At 69.2% G+C, this 22,516-nt stretch carries 18 protein-coding genes; 10 read left to right on the top strand and 8 right to left on the bottom strand.

The genetic code is table 11. The features are described from left to right. The first annotated feature begins 11 nt into the window (after nt 1-11). The 4 genes from AB0F41_RS22595 to AB0F41_RS22580 all read left to right on the top strand — a co-directional run bounded on the left by AB0F41_RS22595 (nt 12) and on the right by AB0F41_RS22580 (nt 4,782). The gene (locus AB0F41_RS22595; protein WP_357426847.1) at nt 12-1,694 is read left to right on the top strand and encodes a peptidoglycan DD-metalloendopeptidase family protein; all 1,683 of its coding nucleotides are present in this window, start codon (nt 12-14) and stop codon (nt 1,692-1,694) included. A 77-nt stretch (nt 1,695-1,771) separates the two neighbouring features. After that, entirely contained in the window at nt 1,772-2,293 is a 522-nt protein-coding gene (locus AB0F41_RS22590) for a hypothetical protein (RefSeq protein WP_357426845.1), read from the top strand. Nucleotides 2,294-2,323: 30 nt separating this feature from the next. Continuing rightward, the gene (locus AB0F41_RS22585; RefSeq protein WP_357426843.1) at nt 2,324-4,351 is read left to right on the top strand and encodes a TraM recognition domain-containing protein; all 2,028 of its coding nucleotides are present in this window, start codon (nt 2,324-2,326) and stop codon (nt 4,349-4,351) included. Then, nucleotides 4,348-4,782, top strand: a complete 435-nt coding sequence (locus AB0F41_RS22580; RefSeq protein ID WP_357426841.1) for a DUF4913 domain-containing protein — start codon at nt 4,348-4,350, stop codon at nt 4,780-4,782. The genes AB0F41_RS22585 and AB0F41_RS22580 overlap by 4 nt, the downstream gene beginning before the upstream one ends. 64 nt (nt 4,783-4,846) lie before the next feature. Here AB0F41_RS22580 and AB0F41_RS22575 read toward each other — a convergent pair whose 3' ends face one another. Beyond that, nucleotides 4,847-5,437, bottom strand: a complete 591-nt coding sequence (locus AB0F41_RS22575) for a hypothetical protein (RefSeq protein ID WP_357426839.1) — start codon at nt 5,435-5,437, stop codon at nt 4,847-4,849. A 367-nt stretch (nt 5,438-5,804) separates the two neighbouring features. Next, the gene (locus AB0F41_RS22570) at nt 5,805-6,692 is read right to left on the bottom strand and encodes a peptidylprolyl isomerase (protein WP_357426837.1); all 888 of its coding nucleotides are present in this window, start codon (nt 6,690-6,692) and stop codon (nt 5,805-5,807) included. 201 nt (nt 6,693-6,893) lie between these two features. Between AB0F41_RS22570 and hisS the strand changes: the two genes are divergently transcribed. Both hisS and AB0F41_RS22560 read left to right on the top strand, forming a co-directional pair. Continuing rightward, nucleotides 6,894-8,168, top strand: coding sequence for a histidine--tRNA ligase (gene hisS, locus AB0F41_RS22565; RefSeq protein ID WP_357426835.1), 1,275 nt, complete (start codon nt 6,894-6,896; stop codon nt 8,166-8,168). A 98-nt stretch (nt 8,169-8,266) separates the two neighbouring features. After that, complete coding sequence (locus tag AB0F41_RS22560) at nt 8,267-8,911, top strand: hypothetical protein (protein ID WP_357426833.1); 645 nt, start codon at nt 8,267-8,269, stop codon at nt 8,909-8,911. Between the two features lie 60 nt (nt 8,912-8,971). Here AB0F41_RS22560 and AB0F41_RS22555 read toward each other — a convergent pair whose 3' ends face one another. The 4 genes from AB0F41_RS22555 to AB0F41_RS22540 all read right to left on the bottom strand — a co-directional run bounded on the left by AB0F41_RS22555 (nt 8,972) and on the right by AB0F41_RS22540 (nt 14,434). Further along, nucleotides 8,972-10,060 (bottom strand): 2-oxoacid:ferredoxin oxidoreductase subunit beta, encoded by a 1,089-nt coding sequence (locus AB0F41_RS22555; protein WP_357426831.1) that lies wholly within the window; start codon nt 10,058-10,060, stop codon nt 8,972-8,974. Further along, complete coding sequence (locus AB0F41_RS22550) at nt 10,057-12,018, bottom strand: 2-oxoacid:acceptor oxidoreductase subunit alpha (RefSeq protein WP_357426829.1); 1,962 nt, start codon at nt 12,016-12,018, stop codon at nt 10,057-10,059. Before AB0F41_RS22550 ends, AB0F41_RS22555 begins: the two co-directional genes overlap by 4 nt. Before the next feature lie 366 nt (nt 12,019-12,384). Then, on the bottom strand, nt 12,385-13,401 hold the full coding sequence (locus AB0F41_RS22545) for an Rv2578c family radical SAM protein (RefSeq protein WP_357426827.1): 1,017 nt from the start codon (nt 13,399-13,401) through the stop codon (nt 12,385-12,387). A gap of 31 nt (nt 13,402-13,432) precedes the next feature. Further along, nucleotides 13,433-14,434: an NAD-dependent epimerase/dehydratase family protein gene (locus tag AB0F41_RS22540; RefSeq protein ID WP_357426825.1), complete on the bottom strand. Its 1,002-nt coding sequence runs from the start codon at nt 14,432-14,434 to the stop codon at nt 13,433-13,435. A 210-nt stretch (nt 14,435-14,644) separates the two neighbouring features. Between AB0F41_RS22540 and AB0F41_RS22535 the strand changes: the two genes are divergently transcribed. Then, the gene (locus tag AB0F41_RS22535; protein ID WP_357426823.1) at nt 14,645-14,962 is read left to right on the top strand and encodes a type VII secretion target; all 318 of its coding nucleotides are present in this window, start codon (nt 14,645-14,647) and stop codon (nt 14,960-14,962) included. Further along, on the top strand, nt 14,959-16,572 hold the full coding sequence (locus AB0F41_RS22530) for a hypothetical protein (protein ID WP_357426821.1): 1,614 nt from the start codon (nt 14,959-14,961) through the stop codon (nt 16,570-16,572). Before AB0F41_RS22535 ends, AB0F41_RS22530 begins: the two co-directional genes overlap by 4 nt. A gap of 18 nt (nt 16,573-16,590) precedes the next feature. Here the strand turns inward: AB0F41_RS22530 and AB0F41_RS22525 are convergent, their stop codons facing one another. Continuing rightward, nucleotides 16,591-17,517, bottom strand: a complete 927-nt coding sequence (locus tag AB0F41_RS22525; RefSeq protein WP_357426819.1) for a neutral zinc metallopeptidase — start codon at nt 17,515-17,517, stop codon at nt 16,591-16,593. A 146-nt stretch (nt 17,518-17,663) separates the two neighbouring features. On the opposite strand from AB0F41_RS22525, the gene aspS reads away from it, so the two are divergent. Further along, a complete protein-coding gene (gene aspS / locus AB0F41_RS22520; protein ID WP_357426817.1) occupies nt 17,664-19,490 on the top strand; it encodes an aspartate--tRNA ligase in 1,827 nt (608 codons plus the stop codon). Nucleotides 19,491-19,495: 5 nt separating this feature from the next. On the opposite strand, the gene AB0F41_RS22515 is transcribed toward aspS, so the two are convergent. Beyond that, entirely contained in the window at nt 19,496-20,503 is a 1,008-nt protein-coding gene (locus tag AB0F41_RS22515) for a hypothetical protein (protein WP_357426815.1), read from the bottom strand. 191 nt (nt 20,504-20,694) lie between these two features. Between AB0F41_RS22515 and AB0F41_RS22510 the strand changes: the two genes are divergently transcribed. Beyond that, nucleotides 20,695-21,861 (top strand): kinase, encoded by a 1,167-nt coding sequence (locus tag AB0F41_RS22510; RefSeq protein WP_357426813.1) that lies wholly within the window; start codon nt 20,695-20,697, stop codon nt 21,859-21,861. Nucleotides 21,862-22,516 lie beyond the last annotated feature (655 nt).

Genomic DNA, 22,516 nt, shown 5'->3' with positions numbered 1-22,516 from the left:
AGGGCGCGGCGGTGAACGCGAAATCGGTGCTGTGGACGACCCTCGGCCTGGTGATCGGTCTGCTGACGGTGGTGCTGGTCATCATCATGCCCGCGGTCGACGACCCCTGCGAGGGCGGATCGGTGCTGGATCCGGGGCAGTCGAGGCTGCCGCCGCTGGGTGGATACGCGCCGGGGGATCCGCGTGCCGCCGGACCCGCCGCGACCGGGGTCCCCGCGCCCTCGACGGCGAACCCGGCCGCCACCGCCACCCCGTCGCTGGCCGCAGGTGTGGGCCGGCTGGACCGCACCTGGCCGATGGCCGCCGGAACCTATTCGGTGTCCGATGTCTTCGGATCCCGCGGTGGCGGGCACCGGGGTGTCGACCTGGCCGCGCCCGACGGCACCCCCATCTTCGCGGTGACCGACGGCGTGGTGGTGGCCGCCGGACCGGCGTCCGGATTCGGGAACTGGATCGTGGTCGATTCGGTGGATCCGGGTAACGGCCGCGCGTTCTCCACGGTGTACGGGCATATGTGGGAGCACGGCGTGCTGGTGCGGGTGGGCGAGAACGTCCGCGCGGGCCAGCATATCGGCGCGGTCGGCTCGGCCGGTGAATCCAGCGGCCCGCACCTGCATTTCGAGGTGGTGCCCGGTGGCCGGTTCACCGGCGGCCGGCAGATCGATCCGATGCCGTGGCTCGACGGCGCGCCGACTCCCGATCTGGGTGGCGCCCGCGCTTTCTCGGTCGACCCGCAGTGTGTGCGCGGCTTCGGCACGCCCGGTGGCTCATTGGCCGATGGGAAGGTGCCACCGGAACTGGAGGTCTGGTACCGGCGGGCGGGGTCGCTGTGCCCGGAGGTAGCTCCGTCGCTGCTGGCCGCACAGGGGCGCCAGGAATCGGGATTCCGGCGCGGTCTCACATCGCCGGCCGGTGCGCAGGGACTCGCGCAGTTCCTGCCCGGTACGGCCGCCAGTATCAACCCGGACGACGGGCAGCCCTACGTCATCGATGCCGACGGCAACGGTATCGCCAGCGTCTGGGATGACGGCGACGCGATCGTCGGGCAGGGCCGGTACATGTGCGCTATCGCGGGGAAGGTGAGCGGCTGGATCAGCGAGGGCCGGGTTCAGGGTGATGTGGTCGCGCTGACCCTGGCCGCCTACAACGCCGGCGAGGGCGCCGTACTCGCCTCGGGCGGTATGCCGAACCAGGTGGCCGCGCACTATTCCGAAACCCAGCCCTATGTCACGAACATCCTGTCCATGGAGGCCGAGTACCGGGATCCCGGCGCCACCGGACGATTCAGCCCGGACGCGGAGGGCGCCGCCGGTGACCAGGTCGTGCAGGCCGCACACGAATGGCTGGGCACCCCGTATGTATGGGGCGGCGGCGGTCCACAGGGACCCAGCGGCGGCGGGCTCGACGGCCCGGGCCTGACCGCGGCGGCGGTGTTCGCCGCGTCGTCGGGCACGGTCACGCTGCCCCGCACCGCAGAACAGCAGTGGGAGGCCGGTGCCGAGGTTCCGGTGGCCCAGATACGGCCGGGGGACCTGGTATTCACCGATTTCGGCCCCCGCGGACCCGCTCACGTGGGTGTCTACGCCGGAAACGGGCAGATGATCCACGCGGCGCCCGCGGAGACCGCCGAGGCCGCCGGTGGGGTGGCGCAGACCGCGGTCCCCGGTGACGCCCGGGCGAGGAGGGTGCTGTGAACACGCGCGGATCGCCGCCGGACCGGTCGTCCGGGCGGTTAGCCTGGACTGAGAAGACGAGTGCGGGTGCGGGACTGGTGGTGGCGCTGATGCTGGGCATCTCGGTGCTGAGCGGCTGCGGTGGTGGTGACGATCCGGGCACGGCGACCGGACCGGCCACCTCCACCGTCCGGCGGCTGGAAGCCGTTCCGGCGCCGGATCCGGCGACCGCCGACGGGGTCGCGGTGGCGGCGTTGCGGGAGATCTACCGCTGGGGCCCCGCCACGGAGGTACCGGGCGCGTCGCTGGAGCGGGCCCGGAGATGGCTGGGTCCCAGCCTGATCCGGGTACTTGACGCGCCCACGGACACCGCGGCGACACCGGGAGTGTCGCTGCGCTGGGGTGAATGGGCGGCCGCCGGGGCGCGGGTCGAATCGTTCACCTTTGCCTCCGGTGACCGGCCGCCGGCCGGACCGGACCCGGCCGTACAGCAATTCAAGATCGGAATCGAACAGACCGTCGTCTACCCGGACGGCCGCGAGGAGCCTCTGGCGCCCACCACGGTGATCGCGACCGTGGTGCGCACGCCGCAGGGCTGGCGGCTCGACGGGTACCGGTGAGTACCGGCAGGGATCACTCAGGAGGCAGGTATGGCGAAGAAGAAACCGGTGAAGGATCCGGCCGTAGTCGGGCCGGATCTCAGCCTCATCGCGATCTACGTCGGCGGCACCCTGCTGGGAACCCTCTGGGTGGCGCTGCATCTCGGCAATATGCTCTCGCTGCAGAAGCAGGATATGCCGGTCAATCCCATCGATATCATCGCGCGGATGGCCAAGGGTGAGCTGCGCTGGCCCACCGGCACCACGGTGATCCTGATACTCGTGGTTCTCTCGCTGATCGCGTTCGTGCTGTACCGGCGGCGCGCGACCTCGATCCGCACCCGCGGCCGCCTCGCCGTCGACGACAAGGCCGATGTGATGGGTAACGGCGGCGCCATCTCGGCGCTCACCGAGTCCGGAGTGCGGGACAAGGCACAGCAACTCGGCGTGAAACTCGGGTACAACGACGCGCCCGGCGTGCCGATCGGCGTCGCCGTCGCCGATGGCACCATGCTCTACGGCTCCTACGAGGATCTGCACCTGGACATCTGGGGTCCGCGGCAGGGCAAATCGTCCTCTCGGGTCATCCCGGCCATCCTCAACGCCATCGGTCCGGTATTGGCCACATCCAACAAACGCGATGTGGTCGACGCGACCCGTGAAGTCCGGGAGGCCAAGGGCAGCCGGACCTTCGTCTTCGACCCGCAGGGCGTCGCCGGTGAGGTGGCCCGGTGGTATTGGGACCCGCTGGCTTGGGTGGATGCGGGGAAGGACGGCTGCGAAATGCGGGCGGCGCGGCTGGCCGGTCATTTCGCCGACAGCGACAGCGGTTCGGATTCGCGTAACGACGCCTTCTTCGATCCGGAGGCCGAGGATCTACTGGCCGGCCTATTCCTCGCGGCCGCCATCGCCGAGAAGCCCATCACCCAGATCTGGGAGTGGGTCACCGATCCGGGCAATATCGAACCCATCCAGTTCCTGCGCGAGGCGGGGCACGATTTCTCCGCCTCGGGTCTGGCCGCCCAGTACAACGCCGATCCACGGACCCGCAGCGGTATCTTCGGCACCGCCAAGAAGATGGTGCGCTGCCTGAAGCTGCGCAATGTACACAAATGGGTGACACCGCACGATCCGGAGAACAAAGACGAACTGCCCCGGGTGAAGTTCATCGAAGACGAATTCATCGAGAAGAACGGCACGCTCTACAGCCTCTCGCTGGAAGGCCGGGGTTCGGCGGCTCCGCTGGTGAGCGCGCTCACCGAGGCCGTGATCGACGTGGCCATGCAGCGGGCGTCGCGTTCGGCCTTCGGCCGGCTGCCGATTCCGCTGCTCGCGGTGCTGGACGAGGCCGCGAACGTGGTGCGCTGGAAGGATCTGCCCAAGCAGTACAGCCATTTCGGTTCACGCGGCATCGTGGTGATGACGGTGCTGCAGTCGTGGGCGCAGGGCGCGCGCTGCTGGGGCGAGGACGGTATGAACGCGCTGTGGTCGGCGGCCAATATCAAGATCCTCGGCAGTGGCGTCGACGACGCGAACTTCCTGCGCGAACGCTCGGAAGCGATCGGCGAGCATTCGGCCATCTCGGCGTCGGTATCCGAATCCAAGGGCGGAAAGAGCTATTCGCGTTCGCTGGGTTCCTCGAAAACCTTCACCGTGCAGGCCCTCGCGACCCTTCCTCGTGGTCGCGCCATCGTGTTCTCCTCGGGTGCGCCGCCGGTTCTGGTGCGGACCATACCGTGGTGGGAGAGCGAGTTCGATGCGGCGGTGCGGAAATCCATCGCGGAGCACGATCCGTCGCGCAAGGTCCGGGTTCCCGATTTCGTCCTGGGGACGGAAACACCCGACATGGTCAAGGAACCCGTTCCGGCGGTGGCTCCGCCGCCGGCCGCTGCCTCCGCGCCCACGGAGACCGACCGGGGCGGGCAGACCCCCATACTGGAGAAGGACCGGGCAATCGACCCCCCGATGCCGGGCAGGGGGACGGGAAACATACCCCCACCGCCGGGCATGGGGCCTGGTGATACACCGCCGGGACCGGGTAACGGGCCGGAAGAAAGGCAGGAGGTACGACCGCAGTGACCGAGACTCCCGAAGAGCAGCAGGAAATGGTCTACGACAATGTCGGGGAGTTCGTCCAGAAATACCTCATCAGCGTCTATCGCCGGCAGGTCAGCGATCTCAGCGATACCGTGTGGTGCCCCGAATGGTGGAAACACCCGGAGGCATTCGCCCGGCTGGATGCGCTGTGGCGTGCCTGGGAGCACTACCGTCAGGACGGTGCCACCGGAATGAGCGTCTGGTTCCTGGATCACGCCGACAAACATATGAAGGTACTGCTCGATCCGAAGGGGCCCTTCAAGTACTGCAGCGTGCGCAACGGGCACAAAGATATGCTGATTCCGCTACCGGTGGGTGAGCCTCCAGAAGGACTGTTCAGCAATCCGCCCGACGATCCCGGAGCCGTGGCGCGCCTGGATACGGCCGGGAGTGATCTCTGGGTCTCCCGCTGACCATCCGTACCCATCGAAAACGCCCGTCCGCGGACGGGCGTTTTCGATACAGGTGGGAGGCGCGCTAGCGGCTGCGCTCCAGGCCCCGGGCCAGCTCCTCCTGTTCGCGGGCTCGCTCCACCGCCGGTGCCCGCTCGGGTTTGGTACGGACCGCCTCGCTCGGCGGGGTGGCCTGGCCCATATCCACCAGCATTCGCGCGGCGGCCAGTTCGGGTGCGATACCGATCTTCGCCAGATGGGCGGCGAGGGCCTGGCGTCGCTGCGCGGAGTCGTGACGTATTGTCTCGGCCACGCCGCCCGTCGCGCCCGAGGCCGTGGAGAACGAACTCATGGAGAAGCGGTCCTTCTCCAGCTGAACCCCGCGATACGGGGTCTCCCGATGCTGGGTGACAGCAGGTGGTTTCACCTCCGCCACCGACCGCGAAATGGTCTGGGCCAGTGCCAGGTTGCGTGGATCCTTCGATTTGGCGTCGCGGGCCTCGCGGATCTGCAGCTCCCGGGCCTCTTTCTGGCGGGCCTCGGTCATCTTGACCCGCATCTCGGCCTCGCGCTGGCCGCGTTCCCGGGCCTTGAGCGCGACGAGTGTCGCGATCTGCAACATCGTCTTCATCATGGCCGCGGTCTCCCGGCCGATGTCGTCCAGTTCCTCGGACATGGCTGCTCCCGATACTGCGGTGGTCCCTATTGGCTGCCTGTGCACACCCCGGGACGGCGAACCGAACCCGGGTCGATCGGGGCCCGCCACGCGACCCGCGGGCCGGACGCCGGCCGGATATTTCCGCCGGAGCATCCCGCAAGCCGCGCCCGGGCCCCGGAACGCGACGGGCGAACGCGACTTCGTTACGCGCACGCCCTGTTTCGAGGTTACCCGAGAACCAGGGGCCCAGTCTCGGCAACGTATCGCCGACCAGCATATATCGCGTGAATACGGTGTGCGGGAAACGCGCCGCGACCCCGGCCTGTGCCGTGCACGGGCCGGGGTCGCGAGGTACCGGGTGTTCGGTCTGTACCGGTCGTCCGGTTCAGTCGATGCGGACCGAGTTCAGTGTCACCGGCTGGGTGGGCTTGCCGTCGCCCGGGCCGTTGGACTCGTCCTGGCCCAGCCCGGCGATCTTGTCGAGTGTGCCCAGTCCGGCCTCGTCCACCGTGCCGAAAATGGTGTAGTTCGGCGGCAGCATCGAATCGCCGTAGACGATGAAGAACTGACTGCCGTTGGTCCCGGGGCCGGCATTCGCCATGGCCAGCACCCCGCGCTGGTAGCCGATCGGCTGCTGCAGGGCGGGGTCCTCGGGGGCGTACTGATCGGTGGGGTACTCGTTGTCGAACTCGTAGCCCGGCCCGCCGGTGCCGGAAGCGGTCGGATCGCCGCACTGCAGCACCTTCAGGCCCTCACCCTGGGTCAGGCGATGGCAGGTGGTGCCGTCGAAATAGCCCTGACCCGCCAGGCTGGCGAAGCTGTTCACGGTGCAGGGCGATTCCGCGTTGTTCAGCGTCAGCCCCAGCGGACCCTGCGAACTGTCCACACTGATGCTCAGCGAGGCGTTGCCGTCGCCGGTCTGGATCCCTTCGGCGCGCGGTTTCTGCACCGGTTTGGCCGCCGGTTCGGCACTGTCCCGATAGTTGCAGTTCACGGTGGCCGGTTTGGCGGCCGGCGGCGGGGGCGGCGCGGCGCCCGGAGTGCTGGACAGTGACGCGTCCGGCGTCTGCGAGGCGTTCTGCGCCGACGAATCGGAGTCGCCACCGCGGGTCAGGAAATACACACCGGTCACGGCGGCGATCACCACGACCACGCCGAGCGCGGATCCGGCGATGGTGAGTTGCTTACGCTTACGCGCGCGTTCGGCCCGGCTGGCGAGCTGGCGTTCCAGCTTGCGTTTCGCCGCCTCTCGGCGTTGTTCGTTGCTCGGCACTGCCACATTCCTCCCGTGCGGCGTCCGGGGCGGAGCCCGGCCGCTCGCTGCTGGTCTGTTGCTTCCGGGACTAGAGTCTGCCATCTCCGGTCGTGCGGTCCCGGATATCGGACGGGATGGCCTGTGTGCGGTCGCCGCCGGGCCCCGATCCGGCGGAACCGGTTGGACTCGACCGGGCCGGGTGGGGGAAACTGGTTCACCGTGACCAAGACCAGCAGCTTCTCCGCCCCGAAGGGGGTGCCGGATTATGTCCCGCCCGGTTCGGCCGAGTTCGTCGCGGTGCGCGACGGCCTCCTCCGCGCCGCCCGTCTCGCCGGGTACGGGCATATCGAGCTGCCGGTCTTCGAGGACACCGAACTGTTCGCCCGGGGTGTCGGGGAATCCACCGACGTCGTGAGCAAGGAGATGTTCACCTTCTCCGATCGCAGCGAACGCAGCGTCACGTTGCGCCCGGAGGGCACCGCCGGAGTGATGCGCGCGGTGATCGAGCACGGGCTCGATCGCGGGCAGCTACCGGTCAAACTGAGCTACGCGGGGCCCTTCTTCCGTTACGAACGGCCGCAGAAGGGCCGCTACCGGCAGTTGCAGCAGGTGGGAGTGGAGGCCATCGGGGTCGACGATCCCGCATTGGACGCCGAGGTCATCGCGGTCGCCGACGCCGGTTTCCGGAGTCTGGGCCTGACCGGCTTCCGGCTCGAGATCACTTCGCTGGGCGACGACACCTGCCGCCCGCAGTACCGCGAACGGCTGCAGGAGTTCCTGTTCGGCCTCGACCTGGACGCCGACACGCGCCGCCGGGCCGAGATCAACCCGCTCCGGGTGCTCGACGACAAACGCCCCGAGGTGCGGGCGATGACCGCCGGTGCGCCGCTGATGGTCGATCACCTGTCGGAGTCCGCGAAAACTCACTTCGATCAGGTGCTGGCCCACCTCGACGCGCTCGGCGTGCCGTACGTCCTCAACCCCCGGATGGTGCGTGGACTGGACTACTACACGAAGACCACCTTCGAATTCGTACACGACGGTCTGGGCGCGCAGTCCGGGATCGGCGGCGGCGGCCGCTACGACGGCCTGATGGCGGAACTCGGTGGGCAGGAACTGTCCGGTATCGGGTTCGGGCTCGGGGTGGACCGTACCGTCCTGGCGCTGGCCGCCGAAGGCGTCACCGCGGGTGATCCGGCGCGCTGTGAGGTGTTCGGGGTGCCGCTGGGCGAGGCCGCGAAACAGCGGCTCGTGGTGCTGGCGGGCGAACTGCGGGCGGCGGGTGTGCGGGTGGACCTGGTCTACGGCGACCGGGGCGTCAAGGGTGCCATGAAGGCCGCCGACCGATCCGGGGCCCGGTTCACCCTGATCCTCGGCGATCGCGATCTGGCCGAAGAGACCATCGGGCTGAAGGATATGAGCACCGGCGATCAGCGGCAGGTACCCCTGAGCGAGATCGTTTCCACGCTGACCGCCGCGGCGGCCGAGGCCTGACGAAAGCCGACCCGGCGGGCGCGGCCGCCCGCGCCCGCCGACCCGGCCCCGCATAGTACTGTCCCCGTGACCCTGCTCCCGGAACGAAAATCGCCGCCGTGACCGATGCTCCGTTGCCCGCCGCCGACCAGCCGATCGGGCTGGATCTGGTGGCCCCCGAGATGTACGCGCCGGTGCTGCGGCGGCTGGCGCTGGCAGCGCTCGGTCTCGCGGTCGTGGTCGGGGTGATCGTCGCACTGCTGTTCGGGCCGGTGGCCGGCCTGGTGGCGGCGCTGGTGGTGGCGGTGCCCGCTGCCGGGCAGATGTTCATCGCGCCCCGGCGCCGGCTGCTGCTGCGGGGGAGCACGGTCGAGGCGCGCCGCCTGTTCCGGACCCGGCGGCTGGATGTGACCGCGGTGACGGGTATCGAGTTGCTCGTGACACCGGCCCGGCTGAGCCGGGTGGCGCTGCGACTCACCGCGGGACCGGACCGCCGCCTCGTCCCGCTGGCTCTGTACACGGACTCGGGATCGGGTCGCGAACTGCATCTGCTGGGGCTGCGGCGGCTGGCCGATGCCCTGATCCGCAGTGAACTCCCCTCGGCGCTGCTGGTGGCCGATGTGCTGGTGCACCAGCTGCGGGCCGAGGCGCGCGACGCCGGGCTACCGGAGCGGCCGCTGTATCGGGCGGTCGTCTCGGCGCGATCCAAGGACTACGTCGGCACGGTCACGCTCACCGATCAGGAGATCGCGGCGCTGTATTGAGCGACGCCCCGGCCGGTGCGGCCCTCGGTGCGGCCGACCGTGCGCCGGCCGGCAGCGGTGTCAGCCCACCGTCCAGGTCTCGGTACCGGTCAGCAGGTTCTGCAGCGAATCGCCGGTCACCGGGAACCGCTCCCGGGCCGCGGCGGTCTGGGCGCGGACACCGTCGTCGTAGGTGGGACGGTCCACCGCGCGGAAAACGCCGGTGACCACATGGTCGAGGTCCTGGTCGGACAGCCGCGACAGCGCGTAGGCGTATTCGGGATCGTCGGTATGGGCGTCGTGCACGACGATCTCGTCGGCACCGATATTCGCCGACGGCACCACCGCCAGCCCGAACCCCCGCCGCACCACCGCGTACTCGCCGTCGGCGCCGAAGCGCAGCGGTTCGCCGTGCCGCAACCGGATCAGCCGTGATTCGCTGTCGCCGCGGCGCAGCACATCGAACGATCCGTCGTTGAAGATCGGGCAGTCCTGCAGGATCTCCACGAACGAGGTGCCGCGATGCTCGGCTGCGGCCCGCAGCACCTCGGTGAGCCCGGTGCGGTCGGAATCCAGTGCCCGGCCGGCGAAGGTCGCCTCCGCGCCCAGCGCCACCGACAGGGTGTTGAACGGGTGATCGACCGACCCCATCGGCGTCGATTTCGTCACCTTGCCCGGTTCGGACGTGGGGGAGTACTGGCCCTTGGTGAGACCGTAGATCCGATTGTTGAACAGCAGGATCGTCATGTTCACATTGCGGCGCAGCGCGTGGATCAGATGATTGCCGCCGATGGACAGCGCGTCGCCGTCACCGGTGACCACCCAGACCGACAGATCCGGCCGGGTGACGGCCAGCCCGGTCGCGATGGCGGGGGCGCGGCCGTGGATGGAATGGATGCCGTAGGCGTCGAGGTAGTACGGGAACCGGCTCGAGCAGCCGATACCGGAGACGAACATCAAGTTCTCCCGGCGCAGGCCGAGTTCGGCCAGGAAACCGCGCACCGTGGCGAGGATGACGTAGTCGCCGCACCCCGGGCACCAGCGGACCTCCTGGTCGGAGGTGTAGTCCTTGGCCTTCTGCGGTTCCGCGGCCACCGGGACCCCGGACAGCCCGGAGACCGGGGTGATACCGAGTTCGGTACCGGTCAGCGATGTTTCGACGATCGTCATGATGCGCCCCCGTTCGTGCGATAGGTCGCCCGCGCCCGGGCGGCGACAACCTTGTCCTGTTCGAGGCCGGCCAGGGTTCCGTCCAGGGCCGCGTCGATGACGCCGACGAGTTCCTGCGCGGCGAACGCCGTACCCGCCACCTTGGTCCACGGTTGGACGTCCACCAGGTATTTCGCCCGGAGCAGCCAGGCCAGCTGACCGCCGTTCATCTCGGGTGCGACGACCGTGCGGTAGCGGCGCAGCGCCTCGCCGAGATCGGGCGGCAGCGGGTTCAGATGGCGCAGATGCAACTGCGCGACCCGGGCGCCGCGGCGCCGGACCCGCCGGCAGGCCTCACCGATCGGCCCGTAGGAGCTGCCCCAGCCGATCACCAGCACATCGGCGTCGCCGCCGGGATCGTCGACCTCGACCGGAGGCACCGTGATCCCGTCGATCTTGGCCTGCCGCAGGCGCACCATCAGCTCGTGGTTGGCGGGTTCGTAGGAGATATCGCCGCTCCCGTCCGCCTTCTCCAGCCCGCCGATCCGGTGGGCCCGGCCCGCCGTGCCCGGAACCGCCAGCGGACGCGCGAGAGTGTCGGGATCGCGGGCGTAGGGCAGGAAATCGTCGTCGCCGCCCGGATCGAAATCCGGGTCGATCGGCGCGAGTCCGGCCACCGAGGGGATCGCCCACGGCTCCGAGCCGTTGGCGATCGCGCCGTCGGAGAGCAGCAGTACCGGCGTCCGGTAGGTGAGGGCGATCCGAGCGGCCTCCACGGCGGTCGCGAAACAATCGGCCGGCGAGCGCGGTGCCAGCACCGCGACCGGAGATTCACCGTTGCGGCCGTAGAGGGCCTGCAGCAGATCGGCCTGTTCGGTCTTGGTGGGCAGGCCGGTGGAGGGGCCGCCGCGCTGGACGTCCACGATCACCAGCGGCACCTCGGTCATCACCGCCAGCCCGATGGATTCGCTCTTCAGGGCCAGACCGGGTCCGGAGGTGCTGGTGACGCCGAGCGCACCGCCGAGAGAGGCGCCCAGGGCGGCGCCGATTCCGGCGATCTCGTCCTCGGCCTGGAAGGTGGTGACGCCGAAATTCTTGTACTTGCTCAGTTCGTGGAGGATGTCGGAGGCCGGGGTGATCGGGTAGGTACCCAGGAACAGCGGTAGGCCCGCCAGCGATCCGGCGGTGATCAGACCGTAGGCCAGGGCCGTGTTCCCGGTGATCTGCCGGTAGGTCCCGGCGGGCAGCGCGGCCGGGGCGATGCTGTAGGTGGTCGCGAAGGCCTCGGTGGTCTCGCCGTAGTTCCAGCCGGCCCGGAAGGCGAGGATATTGGCCTCGGCGATATCCGGTTTGGCGACGAACTTCTCCCGGAGGAACTTTTCGGTACCGCCGATCGGACGGCCGTACATCCAGGACAGCAGGCCCAGCGCGAACATGTTCTTGGCCCGCTGGCCGTCCTTCTTGCCCACACCCGCCGATTCGGTGGCGGCCAGGGTCAGCGAGGTCATCGGCACCCGGTGGACCACGAACTCCGTGAGGCTGTCGTCGGCCAGGGGGTCGGCGGCGTAGCCGACCTTGGTGAGGTTTCTCTTGCTGAACTCGTCGGTGTTCACGATGAGGGTGGCGCCGCGTGGCACCTCGGCCAGGTTGGCCTTCAACGCCGCCGGGTTCATCGCGACCAGGACGTCCGGCTGGTCGCCGGCGGTGAGGATATCGTGGTCGGCGATCTGGATCTGGAACGACGAAACCCCCGGCAGCGTGCCCTGCGGAGCCCGGATCTCGGCCGGGAAATCGGGCTGGGTGGCCAGATCGTTGCCGAAGGCCGCGGCCTCATGGGTGAAGCGGTCGCCGGTGAGCTGCATACCGTCACCGGAATCGCCCGCGAAACGGATCACCACACGATCCAATACCGCTGCGCCGGAATCATTTCCGGTGAGCGTGGTCTCGGCGTGGCCGATGTTTTCCTGGTGCGAAACCATACGCGTGCGTCACTTCCTCGTCGAAATGAGCTGCCAATCGCCAAACTACCCCGGTGGGTGGGTGCCGCGCCGGGAAAAACACGCGCCCGGTGGCCTCGCTTGCCGTTCCGTCGCGCCGGATGGAAGCTTTTCACGACGACTACCAGGTCGGATACGGAAATCAGGGCCGATCACCGGCGTGGTGCACCACACCCCGGCGCGGCCGCGTCGACGCCGCTGCCGAGCCGTTGAACAGGATGTACGCGGTGCCGCGGCAGTGGCCATCGAGGAGGTTTCCGGGGCGTTCGCCGAGGAAGTGGCGTGTCCCGCGGGCATCCCGGTCCTCGGCGGGACCACCCGCGCGGTGCGGGGGCGGCGCGGCCGCGGTCAGGCGAACAGCTCGAGCTGGGGCGCGGTATCGGGTGCGGGGGCCGGTTCGGTCCGCGGCGCTTCACGGTCCTCCGGGAGGAGGTTGTGGGTACGCAGCAGCGGATCTACCCGTTCCCGGAGCCATGTGGCGTACTCCGGGGCGACCTGCCCACCGCGCCGGTACAGCGGGCGGTACCGGCGCAGCAGCGCCGGATGATGCTCGGCCAGCCAGCCGAGGAACCAGCCGCGGGTGCTGCCCCGCAGATGCAGTGGCAGGACCACCGCCGACGACGCGCCGGCCGCGGCGAGTTCGGTGAACAGCTCGTCGAGCTGGGACCCACCGTCGGTGAGATAGGGAATCACCGGCGCCACCATGACATTCACCGCGAACCCGGCGTCACTGCACGCCCGCACCAGATCCAGCCGGGCCCGGGGAGTGGGGGTTCCGGGTTCGAGGCCGCGGTGCAGGTCCGGTTCCAGTACCGCCAGCGAAATGCCGATACGCACCGGTACTTCGCGCGCGGCGAGCGTGAGCAAGGGCAGATCCCGGTGCAGCAGCGTGCCTTTGGTGAGGATGGAGAACGGGGTGCCGGAATCGGTGAGGGCGCGGATGATTCCCGGCATCAGCCGGTACCGCCCCTCGGCCCGCTGATAGGGGTCGGTATTGGTGCCCAGCGCGACCTGTTCGCGGTGCCAGGATCGCCGGGTCAGTTCGCGCCGGAGCACCGCGGCGATATTGGTCTTCACCACGATCTGGGTATCGAAATCGGTTCCGGCGTCGAGTTCCAGATATTCGTGTGAGCCACGCGCGAAGCAGTAGCGGCAGGCATGCGAACAGCCCCGCATCGGATTCACGGTCCAGCGGAAGGGGAGGTCCGACTCGTCGGGAATCTTGTTCAGCGCGCTCTTGCAGAGCACTTCGTGAAAGGTGATCCCGTCGAACTCGGGAGTCTGTACGGTGCGGGCGAACCCGGCCCGGCCGAGACCGGGCAGTGCGCCGTCGTCGGCGTCCAGGGTCTGGTTCTGCCACCGCACCGGACCAGTCGAACACGCGTTCTAAGGGCTGTCAAGCCGCCGGGCTGAAATCGGAGAGGGGCGCCTGCGGATCGGCGAAGAAGGCCACCAGATCCCGGACGGTGTCGTCGGTCGGGCGCGGTTGGTATCCGAGTTCCCGGGTCGCCTTTGCGCGGTCGACCAGCGGTGCCGAAACCAGCGCGCCCAGGGCCGCCTTGGAGACGATATCGGTGCCGAGGCGTTTGCCGATCGGTTCCATCACCGGCAGCAGTCCGGATATCAGTTTCGGTGAGATGGAGAAGCGGGGTCCGCGCTTTCCGCCGTGCCGGGCGGCCATCCGGCACAGGTCCAGCATGGAGATCATCTCGCCGCCGAGCAGGTAATTCTCGCCGGTGCGGCCCCGTTCACCGGCCAGGACGAGTCCGCGAGCGACATCGCGGACGTCGACCAGATCGAACCCGCCGTCGATCATGGCCGGTATCCGGCCGCGTGCGGCGTCGCGCAGGGAACGATTGATCCGGGAGAGCGGGGCTCCGTGATCGGCGGGGCCGAAGACGCCGGTGGGATTGCAGATCACCGCGTCCAGGCCCGCCTCGACGACCTTGCGCAGCTCGATCTCGCCGGCCCATTTGGAGCGGTCGTAGACCGGCAGATCCGCGTCCGTGGAACGGGGCGTGGTCTCGTCGATGCTCCCGCCGCAGCTGTACTGGTCGAAGGCGTGGATCGAACTCGCGTGCACGAACCGGCGCGCTCCCACCGCATGCGCGGCTTCGGCAACCACCCGCACACCTTCGGTGTTCACCCGCCACGCCAGGTCGTTCTTGTCCGCGAGGGTGATCACGGCGACCAGGTGGTACACCAGCTCCACCCCCTCGAGCGCGGTCCGCATCGACGCCGGGTCGAGCACATCGGCGCTCACCCAGGTGACGTTGGCCGCGCCGGCGTTGCGGGGTGCCACCCGATCGATGGCGACGACCTCGTCGCCGCGCTCGGCGAGCAGCGGGAGCAGATTCGTACCCAGATAGCCGGCTGCGCCGGTCACCGCGACCTTCATGGGGACGAGAATATAGAACTTGTTCTAATTTGCAACATGTTCTAGTTCCGCGCCCGGGTGCGGCCTTCTGCGCGGCCTCGTGCGCGGGAGGCCCGGTGGGCTATATTCGGGCAGCGACCATCGCGAGCCGCAGGGGTGCATATCGCTTGCGGTGAAAAGAATTCCACCCGGTGGTCACGCAGATGTTCGGAACGAAGCAGGGGGAGCCCGATGAGTAATGTGTCGGTGGAGACCGAAGCGCTACGAGCCTTCGGCATCACCAACGCCGGGATCGGTACCGAGATCGCTGCCGCCGGTAATTTCGACACCCTGGCGCAGGTCGCGGCGATGACGCCGGTTTTCGGATTGATCGGCGCCGACTATCTGGCCATGTTCGCGGCCGCCCAGGTTCTGCAGGCGCGCGATATCAACGATCTGTCGGCCAAATACCAGAAGCTGTCCCAGGCGGCCTTCACCTCCGCGTTGAACTACGACGGCACCGATGGTGGAAACGCCGGTGCGCTCGACGCGGCGGGAGCGGAACTGTGAGGCCGCTCGACACCTCCGACGGTTCGGCCGGCCTGATCGCCCCCGAACTACAGCAGGCCGTGCCCGCCGAGGCCCCGGTGGCCGCCGCGGCGCAGACCGTGCCCGACCCGGGTGCGGCGATCCAGGATGTGCCGCTGGCCCAGCTCCCGGACGGCGAGGTTCCGGTCGAAGCGCCGGAGTTCGTACTGTCCCAGCGGATCTCCGACGACGGCCCCGCGGCCACCACTATGCCCGCGGGTGCGCCCGGGCTGTCCGGTTTCCCGAACGACCCGGCCCAGGCCCATGACATCCTGTCCGGTGCCGCCGAGGACGTCTCGGCGCAGGCCGGGGGCCTGCTCGGGGTGGTCAACCAGGCCGCGGCGCCGGTGGTCGACGCCGCGGAGGGCGTTCTCGGTCAGGTGGCGGCCGCGGCCGGTGGGGCGGGTGCGCCCGCGGCTGCCGCAGGCGCCACCGCGACCGCCACTCCCGCCGCGGCCGCCCCGGCGCTGCCGTCGGATCCGGTGGGGGATCTCCTGAGCGGGGCCGCGCTGCCCGCCCTGCCGGGTATCGACATTCTCTTCCAGCCGATCAAGGATCTGCTGAGCAGTTTCGGGACCGGTGTCATGGGCGCCCTCGATCCGACCGCGATCCTGAGCCAGTCGTCCCAGATCATCGAGCTGGCCATGGGGGTGGGCAAGAGCAGCCTGTCCGCCATGGGGCAGTCCTGGGAGAGCGGGGCCGCGCAGACCGCGCAGACCGCCGGTCAGGAGGCCAACAACTCGGGAATGCAGACCAGCCAGCGCGGTATCGATATCGCGGCGCTGACCCAGGCCGCGGCCACCGTGGTCCAGCAGGGCAACGCGCAGCTCACCACCGTCGCCTCGTCGTTCCTCGGCCAGGCGGTCGCCCTGGCGCCGGTGGTGATGACCCCGCCCGCGCAGACCGCGCTCATCGCCTCGGCCACCCAGCACCTGGGCCAGGCCGTGAGCATCGCCAATATCACCCGCGGTGATCTCGCCGGCAAGACCGGGGAGCTGAACGGGATGGTGCAGCAGTTGCTCGGGGTCAACGGGCAGCAGGCCGCCGAGACAGCCCAGAACGTGGCGCAGAGTATCGGCGAGCCGATCATGCAGCAGGCGCAGAGCGTCGCCTCGGATACCTCGGGCCTGGAATCGATGCTCGGTTCGGCCACGGGTGATCCGGCGTCGACGACGGCCGCGGGTGTGCACTCGCCGATGGGCAGCCCCACGGGTAGCCCGGGGCTGTCCACCGGCAGTCCGGGGTTGTCCACCGGTTCGCCCGGTGGCACCCCCGCTTCGCCCGGATCGCCGGTTCTCTCCGGAGTGCCGGGCGCCACCCAGACCCCGCTGACCAATGTGCTGCGACCGGGCGCCCTCACCGCCGGGATGCCCGGCGCCACCGCCACCTCACCGGCGAGTTCCTTCATGGGCGGCGCACCCGGCGCTGCGGCGGGGCAACGCAGCAACGACGAGGAACACGGGCGCACCGTGGAGGCCTACCGGAGCCCGACCGGCAACGACGATCTCACCGGACCGCTCGGCGAATCGGCGCCGGAGGTCATCGGCGCGGTGGACGCCGACGAGGACCTCGGCTACGACAACCAGTTCTGAGCGCCGCCCGCCCGGCCGTCAGCGCAGGCCGGGCGGGTTGTTCAGATTCGGGGCCGAGTAGGTGTCGCAGGCCGCGACCTCCCCGGTCCGGTAGCCGCTGAGGAACCACTTCTGCCGCTGCTCCGACGCTCCGTGTGTCCACACCTCCGGGTTCACCCGGCCCTGCGCGCTCGCCTGGATCCGGTCGTCGCCCACCGCGGACGCAGCCGAGAGCGCATCCCGGATATCGGTATCGGTCAACGGCCGCAGGAACGGGGTATCCGATCCGGGCGCCGGGGTCCGGTCGGCGTAGTGCGCCCAGATCCCCGCGTAACAGTCGGCCTGCAGTTCGGTGCGTACCGCGCCCGATTCCGGGCCCTGCGGGTCCTGCTGCGCCCGCCCGATATCGCCGAGCAGGGTCTGGATATGGTGCCCCACCTCGTGAGCGACCACATACTCCTGGGCGAGCGGGCCGCCGGTCGCGCCGTACCGGTCGACGAGTTCCTGGAAGAAACCCACATCGAAGTAGGCGGTGCGATCGGAGGGGCAGTAGAACGGGCCCACCTCGCTGGTGGCGTAACCGCAGCCGGTGGATACGGCTCCGGTGAACAGCCGGATACCGGGCGGAAGGTAGGTGGTCCCGGTCTGCTCCGGCAGCTGCTGCGACCACACGGCGTCCAGGCTCTGGGCCGTGAGGACCACGCGGCAGTCCACGTATCTGTTGGCGTCCGCACCCGTGCGGCAGTGATCGGGTGTCCCGGCGGTCGCGGAACCACCCTGCTGGAGGTCCTGGGTTCCGGTGAACCGGCCGAGTGCCGACTCCGGATCCCCGCCCAGCAGCAGGGCCAGTACCAGCACGACGAGGCCGCCGGCACCCCCGCCGAGGGCGAGTTTCCCGCCGCGTCCCGGTCCGCCGCCGGAGGAGGCCCGGCCCGGATCGATCTGCACATGCTCGTTGAAGGTCATGGTCGATCCCGTCTGTGAACGTGATTGCCACGGCTTTGCTCGGCTGTTCGCAATATATCGGTTTCCGGGTGCCCGACGCGGCGCACTACGATGGCAACCGCATCCGGAGGCCGTCCCGGTGTGCTCCGAACGTCGAAAGGAAACCCGTGCTGCGCACCCACTTGGCCGGTTCACTGCGAAGTGAACAGGCCGGTCAGACCGTTACCCTTTCCGGTTGGGTGGCCCGGCGGCGTGACCACGGTGGCGTGATCTTCATCGATCTGCGCGACGCCTCCGGGGTGGCCCAGGCGGTGTTCCGCGAGGGACCGGCCGCCGAACAGGCGCACCGGCTGCGGGCCGAATACTGCGTGCGGGTGGTCGGCGTGATCGAGCAGCGACCCGAGGGCAACGAGAACCCGGAACTGCCCACCGGCGCGGTGGAGGTGAACGTCAAAGAACTCGAGGTGCTCAACGAGAGCGCCCCCCTGCCGTTCCAGCTCGACGAGCAGCCCGGTGAGGAAGCCCGCCTCCGGTACCGCTACCTGGACCTGCGCCGCGAGGCACCGGCCCATGCCATCCGGTTGCGGTCGAAGGTGAACGCCGCCGCCCGCTCGGTGCTGGCCGGCCACGAATTCATCGAGGTCGAAACCCCGACGCTCACCCGCTCCACCCCCGAGGGCGCGCGCGATTTCCTCGTCCCCGCCCGCCTGCAGCCCGGTAGCTTCTACGCGCTGCCGCAGAGCCCGCAGCTGTTCAAACAGCTACTCATGGTGGGCGGTATCGAACGGTACTTCCAGATCGCGCGCTGCTACCGCGACGAGGACTTCCGGGCCGACCGGCAGCCCGAGTTCACCCAGCTCGACCTCGAGATGAGCTTCGTGCGCCAGGAGGACGTGATCCTGCTGGCCGAGGACATCCTGGTGGCACTGTGGGACCTCATCGGCTATCGGATCCCCACCCCGATCCCGCATATGACCTATGCCGAGGCGATGCGCCGATTCGGCAGCGATAAACCCGATCTGCGCTTCGGAGTGGAGATCACCGAGTGCACGGACTACTTCGCCGAAACCCCGTTCCGGGTGTTCCAGGCGCCCTACGTCGGCGCGGTGGTGATGCCCGGCGGCGCGGCCCAGCCCCGGCGTCAGCTCGACGCCTGGCAGGACTGGGCCAAACAGCGCGGTGCGAAGGGGCTGGCCTATGTGCTGGTCGGCGAGGACGGCGCCCTCACCGGTCCGGTGGCCAAGAACCTCAGCGACGCCGAGCGCGCCGGACTCGCGGCCCATGTCGGCGCCGAACCGGGGGACTGCGTGTTCTTCGCGGCCGGTCCGGCCAAGGCGCAGCGCGCGCTGCTCGGCGCCGCGCGCTCGGAAATCGCGCACCGGGTCGGACTGATCGACGAGAGCGCCTGGTCATTCGTCTGGATCGTGGACGCGCCGCTGTTCGAGCCGGCTGCCGATGCCACCGCCAGCGGTGATGTGGCGCTGGGGTATTCGGCGTGGACGGCGGTGCACCACGCCTTCACCTCGCCGAAACCGGAATCGATCGACACCTTCGATACCGACCCCGGCAGCGCGCTGGCCTACGCCTACGACATCGTCTGCAACGGCAACGAGATCGGCGGCGGCAGTATCCGTATCCACCGCAAAGACGTGCAGGAACGCGTTTTCCAGGTGATGGGGATCAGCGAGGAGGAAGCCCAGGAGAAGTTCGGCTTCCTGCTCGACGCGTTCGCGTTCGGCGCGCCGCCGCACGGCGGAATCGCGTTCGGCTGGGATCGCATCGTGGCGCTGCTGGCCGGGCTCGATTCGATCCGCGAGGTGATCGCGTTCCCGAAAACCGGCGGCGGCGTCGACCCGCTCACCGACGCGCCCGCCCCGATCACCGCGCAGCAGCGCAAAGAAGCCGGTCTGGACGCGGCTCCGAAGTCCGAGAGCGAGGCCAAGGCCGCCGGAAACGGTGCGGTGCAGGCGGCGGGCAAGGGCGGCGCCGTCTGACCCCGCTACACCGGTGAGATAGGCCCGCCGGTGAGCGTGCGATACGCGTAGGTGACCGCGATCGCCGCCACCGGCCCGGCGGCCAGCAGGCCGAAACCGCAGGCCAGCAGCCCGAGCAGAGTAACCACCAGCACGGTCAGCACCAGCAGCAGCACCCGGCCCGGGTCACGCAGCACCAGCAGGAAGCTGGATTTGATCGCCTCCACCGGCGTCTGCCCCTGTTCCACCGCGAAATGCAGCGAGAACATACAGCCGATACCCACCAGGATGCCGGGAACCAGGCACAGGGCCGAGGCGAGCGTGGTGGCCAGGAAGGCGAGCAGCGCGGTCAGGAAGGCATTGCCGAGACTGCCGACATAGAAATACGACCCGAAGCCCGGCCGGTAGCCGTCGGTTTCGTACAGCGCGCCGCGGACCAGCGCCGCCTGCAGCACCCACAATCCGGCCATCACGCCCGCGAACAGCAGTATCAGCGGGAGCGCCGACGTCGGCTCGAAGAGCTGGACGATCGCGTAGAAGGCCAGATAGATGATCACACCGAGAGAGGTCACCGCGACCCACGGGCCGGGGTTGAGCCGGAACTTCTCCACGCCGTAGCTCAGCGCATGCCCGATATCGAGGTGACCGGGAATGCCGGTACCCACGGCTTGATACCCGTAGACCGGTGCGTCCGCGCCGGTGGCGGAGTTCGGGTCCGTCCCGGTACCCGGAGGCCCGTAGACCGGTTGGCCGCCGGCCGGTTGCCCGGGTTCCGTCTCTATCTGGGTGGGGTCGCTGGGTGCGGTGCTCCGGCCGTCGGGGGCGCTGCCCGGAACGGATTTCCCGAGGCCGACCGCCGGCGCGGCCTGCTGCGGTGTCGCGCCGGACTCCGCCGGGCCGCCACCCTGTGACGGCGGTGACCCGGACGGCGTGGTCACGCGCGGGGACACCGGCTCGCCACCGGGAGCGGGTGGGTTGCCTGGCGTGTCCGGGGTTCCGGGGGAGTCCGAGGTGGAACGCGGTGTGTCGGTCACGCTGGCATACCTTTCGACTCAACTGGTTTCCGGTGTGGCGCACAGCAGTTCAGATCGAGAAAACCCGACCCGTACAGCGGTGTCAAGCAGGCCGGGTGCGCGCCGGAGAACACGTCTGACACGCCGGACGACACGGAAAGGTTGTGTAACCGCTCGCTAGAAGTGACCGAATGCGAGTAACTTGAGATGCGATGACTGCACTACTGGCCGAACGAGCCACCGAAGTCGTATCCGCAGCGCAACAGTTGCTCACAAAGCGAATGGGTGCTCCGGTGAAGCTGAGTGATCCCGTCGAACTCAGCGGAAGCGGACGGACGACTGTCCTACGTGTACGGGTCGCCGAGAACGCCTTCTCCCTACCACGCACGCTGATCATCAAGCAGGTGCGGGGCTCCGTCGCGGACCCCAAGAATGTGACGATCACCCCCGGTGTCGCCAGTGTCGACTCCGCGTTCCTGCGGGAAGCGGTGTCCTACCAGTTCACCACCGCGCTCAGCCGCGGCGAACGGCCCGGCGCCTACCTGATCGCGCACAGCCTGCCCGACCGGTTGCTGGTGCTCAGCGATCTCGGGGACAACACCCGGCTCACCGATGTGCTGCGCTCCGGCGCCGAACCGGCCACCCGCAACGCCATGATGGCGTTCGCGCAGGCCCTGGGCCGGATGCACGCCGCGACCATCGGCCGCGAACCCGATTTCGTGGCCCTGTTGCGCCGCGTCGACGTCGCCCACCGCGTCGACGGTATCGCCCAGCAGGCCGAAGCCGCCGTCGCCGAGGTACCCGGCCTGCTGCGGCGCGAATTCGGGCTCGAAGTGCCCGACGAGGTCACCGAGCAGATCGCCCACGGCGCGCGACTCTTCTCCGGCGGCCGGTTCCGGGCCTTCAGCCCCTCGGACCTGTGCCCCGACAACGTGATCATCAACGACGAGGGCGCCCGCATCCTCGACTACGAATGGGGCGGCTACCGCGACGCCACCCTCGATATCGCCTACGCGCTGGTGTCCTTCCCCGGATGCCTGTGCGATATCGAGCTGTCCCGGGAACGCGCCGCGCAGATGGTGGAAGCCTGGCGGGCCGAGGTCGTCGGAGTTTGGCCTGCGCTCGCCGACGACGACCTGCTGGCGGACAAAATCCTCGAGGCCCGCCTCATCTGGGCCTGGATGAGCACCTACTGGTTCCTGCCCGCCGACCACGCCCGCATCGCCGCCGCCCGCGAACACGGCCTGTCGGTCCCCCGCTCCGACGCCCTGCTCAACCGCTGGGCCGGAGTGGCGGAAGACGCCCGCTGCCTCGGCAACGACGCCGTCGGCGACTTCGCCGAAGCCGTCTGCGCGGTAATCGACGAACACCTGAGCTGAAATATTGGCGCGGCTCCTCGGCGATGGGTGGGGAGGTGGGTTGAAACGGCCCCTCCGGGAAGGGGGGTTGGATCGACCTCTCCCTCAAGGGTGGGGGAGGTGGGTTGGAGCGGCCCCACCGTGAAGGGGGTTTGGATCGACCCTCCGCGAAGGGTCGGGAGGTGGGTTGAAGCAACCCCACCGTGAAGGGGGGTTCGGATCGACGCCTCCGTGAAGGGTCGGGCTGTGATTTTGGAGCGGCTCCGCCGCTCGAGGGTGGGGCCCTATTAACCCGGTTCTTCACTCCCGGCGGTCGGTCGCTGCGCTCCCTCCCTCTGGTCGCTCCAGAACCGGGCGGGCCCCACCCCACACGGATGCGACCATCCGGACAAAACGAGAGATCCCCGCGAACGCACCCCGCACTACGCAGCGCATGGTCCGGTACCGGCGTCACCACCCGGTTCCGATCCGGATCGGGCTCAATCCATTGGATGGGTCACCTTCTCGGTGCCGAGTTCAGCGAGGCCCATAAAGGGTTCGGCCCGCGTCTGCTGTCAGCCCTCGAAGCGCATGTGGCGAAGCCGCGACGAATGGGCCGCCGTGCTCGACGACGAGGAGAAGCTGTCGCGGTTCGTGTCCTTCGTCAATGCCCCTGCCGAGGCGGATCCGACGATCG

Source organism: Nocardia sp. NPDC024068, assembly GCF_040638875.1.
In the GTDB taxonomy this organism is placed as follows: domain Bacteria; phylum Actinomycetota; class Actinomycetes; order Mycobacteriales; family Mycobacteriaceae; genus Nocardia.
This window is presented reverse-complemented; position numbering and strand designations above follow the sequence as displayed.

What these genes read in the sequence shown, in the direction of transcription:
- AB0F41_RS22585 (WP_357426843.1), top strand. Translation starts at nt 2,324, where the DNA reads ATGGCGAAGAAGAAACCGGTGAAGGATCCGGCCGTAGTCGGGCCGGAT.
- AB0F41_RS22535 (WP_357426823.1), top strand. Translation starts at nt 14,645, where the DNA reads ATGAGTAATGTGTCGGTGGAGACCGAAGCGCTACGAGCCTTCGGCATC.
- AB0F41_RS22550 (WP_357426829.1), bottom strand. Translation starts at nt 12,018, where the DNA reads ATGGTTTCGCACCAGGAAAACATCGGCCACGCCGAGACCACGCTCACC.
- AB0F41_RS22540 (WP_357426825.1), bottom strand. Translation starts at nt 14,434, where the DNA reads ATGAAGGTCGCGGTGACCGGCGCAGCCGGCTATCTGGGTACGAATCTG.
- AB0F41_RS22555 (WP_357426831.1), bottom strand. Translation starts at nt 10,060, where the DNA reads ATGACGATCGTCGAAACATCGCTGACCGGTACCGAACTCGGTATCACC.
- AB0F41_RS22510 (WP_357426813.1), top strand. Translation starts at nt 20,695, where the DNA reads ATGACTGCACTACTGGCCGAACGAGCCACCGAAGTCGTATCCGCAGCG.
- AB0F41_RS22575 (WP_357426839.1), bottom strand. Translation starts at nt 5,437, where the DNA reads ATGTCCGAGGAACTGGACGACATCGGCCGGGAGACCGCGGCCATGATG.
- AB0F41_RS22525 (WP_357426819.1), bottom strand. Translation starts at nt 17,517, where the DNA reads ATGACCTTCAACGAGCATGTGCAGATCGATCCGGGCCGGGCCTCCTCC.